Raw genomic sequence first — 3,518 nt, forward strand, 5'->3', positions numbered from 1 at the left:
CGCGCGATGGAAGTTTCACCCGCAAGATTAATTAAGCGCTCAAGCAGCAGCGAGGGCACTTTAATCATTTCCTGCGGCGCGCGTCCGGCGCTATTCGCTAGGCTACTGCCCGACTCGTTATCTGCCTGGGGTGACGTGCGACTAGTCATATTGCTTGGCAGTAGCTCGGCAACTTGACTCAGAACATCATCATCTTCGCCGTCGCCGCCAGCCACTGGCACTAGCGACGGCATTTCTTCGGCCACCACGCCGGCGGCGCCAATACGACCAAGCTCCTTAACTAGCTGATCCTGAAAACCCTGCAAGGTGTTAAAAAAGTCATCACTACTGCTGGTGGATTTCGCTACGGCAGTAGCGATAACTGTTTCAATATCATGGCTCAGGTCCCCAAGTACTTTAATACCCGACAAGCGGGCCCCGCCTTTTAAGGTGTGCAGATAGCGCTGGATATCATCGAGCTGACTTTGGTCTTCTCTATTCTCGGAAAAGCGCTGAATGGATTCGTCCATTGACTCGAGGAGGTCATGGGCTTCCTCCATAAAAATTTCAATAATTTCCGGATCGATGTCGTTTTCAGAGCTCGCCAACGGCGCCGCTGCAGTCACTTCTACAGGGGCAGATGGCGTGGGCGCACTTTGTACAGGAGCAACCTCGTTCACTTCATTCGGTTCAACGGCGCCGAGTTTGGCACTCGCTTCAAAATTGCGGATTTTGTCAATCAGCGCTGAATTTTCCAGCACAGTTTGCTCAGCGGCCAATTGGTTTAAATATTCCATTAACTGATCAAGCGCAGCTTCAAGCAGGGAGAGAAAATTTGCCCCCAGCGGGTCTCGAGCATGGCTAAGCAAGACCTGCACTGCCTGCGCAAGCTCCGCAATTGCTTCGCAATCTATCTCTTCGGCGCGCTGAGCAAAAACGCCCATCACCGGCGCATAATCAACTAATTTAACCGCTTGTAAATCTGACGGCTCACTGAGCAAGTCACTCAGGGCCTGAATGCTATCGCTATTACTGGCCAGAAACGCGTCCAGCGCCCCTGGTGCAAGCTCGCCGCTATTGTCGCGGTCTGTAGAAAATTCAGCCTCATGTATTAACTGCACTGCTAAGGCGTTAATTCGCTGAACTAACTCTGTAGGTATTTCTAGTGCCGACACCGGTACCGAGACCATCTCGGCGATCGTCGTCCGAACTTCCCGAATTACATCTGAGATCAAGGCAATTAAACGCTCTTCTGCGGCAACCCGCATCGAGCGCAACTCTTTTACCAAGCCTTCAAGTGGCGTAATAATGGCAGCGATTGGGCCAACATCGGCCATTTTTGACGAGCCCTTTAGCGTGTGTAATGCACGCTGAACATCATCGGTCAGCCTCACCGGATAAGTATCAACACTCTCAATATAGTCCTCAAGCACTCGCAAATGGGTATCGGCTTCACCGACAAACACCGCAATCAGACCCTCGTCATCAGCGCTGCCAGCATCTGTTGCCGCACTGACTACTTGGCTGTCGGTCAGCGCTTTCGCTTGACTGATAAATCCATTAACAACTGTGTTTGATACTGCGCGCCCTGCGGCCAAAGCAGTGGTCATTTCAGGCAATAGATCGATAATCTGATCAATCAAATTTAAGCGCGCGTCATCCATGACCAGACGGCCATCGACCACTTTATTCAGCATCGCTTCCACTGACCAAGCTAGTTCAGCGAGTTGTTCAGCACCCACCATCCGACCACTGCCTTTCAAGGTGTGGAAGGCTCTGCGCACAACTGCCAAATGATCAATGGAGTCGACCTGCCCACGCCACTGAGGCAGCGTTTCATGCAATTGGTCTAGTACTTCTTCCGCCTCTTCAAGGAAGACTTCAAGAATATCGGGATCTAATTCAAGGGCAACGTCATTCTCATGAGCGTCGTCGGCCAAACTCTCTCGCACCGCAGCGCTTTCACTTGCACTTTGATTTGGCCATTGCAGCACATTAGCTGACACCACAACATCGACGCCGGCAATGGGGTAACCCAAACGTGCAACCCCGTGCTGAGCACCAGCCAGTAAGCTGTGATCAGCGTGTTGCCGGCCTTTAGTGCAGCGTTCTAAATAGTAGTCCACAGCCGTTAACGCGTCGGCCAGGGCATCGAGCATTTGCCATTCAGGCACGTTCTGCGTAGAAATAATTTGCTGGTCGATATACTCCGCGCAGCTTTCTAATATTCCCGCGGAATCGCCATAATCAGCGGCAATCAAATCCCTAGCCAATTCCCGAAGTTGGTTCGGAACCTCAACTAAATGATTACTTTCCCATTGTTCCGCAACGTAAGCGATGATCGCTTCTTGGGCTTCAAATAATACCGCCCTACTTTTCGCTGTCACTGCCACTTGGGCGTCATCGCCGTTAATTGGCGCAGTGTTCTGCTCACTCAAGGCGGGCGCAGTCTTTTCTGTCACGCGCTCGGCCAATCGCCGCAAGGCATTAGCCAGGTTTTGATTGGCTCCCGAGCTCAAGCCCTGCTCTAGACCTTCGGCAATCGCCCTTAAGGAATAGAGCGGCTGAACCATACCCAACAGCGCCAATGCATCACTCAGCTGCTTACAACGCAGGCTAATTTCGTCGTGACTCGCATCACCGGATAATTGCTCGGCGATATTGAGCAGCTCCTGCTCAACCACGCCTCGAATTTCTGCCGTAAATACCAGCGACTCACTGCCGCCTTCATCACCAAACATAGCGGCCAAGTGATGCCGCTCGACGACCTCCGCAATATAACGCGTAGACGAACGACTACTGGCCACATAAAAAAGAATATCTTTAAGCAATGAACTCGACACTTTACGATCGCGAGCTTTAGCGCCCAATTGTGCAAAGCTGGCAAGCTCAATTTCGAGGCGAGCCAATAACTCGCGAATAGCAAAACGACGGCTAATCGATTTATTTGCCAGGCCTTCTATTAAGGCTAATGCAGCCAGCCAAAGAAACTTTTGTTCTTTACCACCACATAATTTCGCCGCGCGACCGCAGACTTTGCCGAGATACACTAAATTTTGTTGGTCGTCGCCACCACGAACATACGCCGCCGCCGCAATTTGGTACATTTTCAGCAGCTTGCCAGCCAACTCTAAAAACGTTTCATCAGCAAGCTGCTGAGTAGCCTCACTGGCATCAACCTCAACATTCAAACGAGGATTAAATAATACTGATGACGACAACAAGCCTTGCCCTGTAGCGGCACGCAAATCGTTAAAAATAATAATGAGGGAGGCTGGCAACTCACGTTGTGACTCACCAAGCAGCTGTAAATAGGCGGGTAATTCTTGCGCGCAGCTTAATACAGTTTGCACAATATTGTGTTGCGAACGAGGCATGCTGCCATCTTGCAATGATAGCAGGGCAGCTTCCATTTCTTCCAACAACAGGGCGGGACCGCTGAATTCGATCATCCGCAAACTGCCCTGCACCTGATGCAGTATCGCTGTTGCCCGCTCTAAAGCCGTCTGATTTCCGGTAAGCAGCACATCCTTAAGCAG

The 3,518-nt window shown here is 51.2% G+C and carries 1 protein-coding gene; it reads right to left on the reverse strand.

Annotated features, from left to right (window positions below; all coding sequences use genetic code 11):
- Positions 1–3,518: Hpt domain-containing protein (locus ABYT30_RS17170; protein WP_373097666.1), on the reverse strand; the 3,518-nt coding region annotated here is incomplete at both ends.

Origin of the sequence: Zhongshania sp. (assembly GCF_041623545.1) — a bacterium.
GTDB lineage: Bacteria > Pseudomonadota > Gammaproteobacteria > Pseudomonadales > Spongiibacteraceae > Spongiibacter.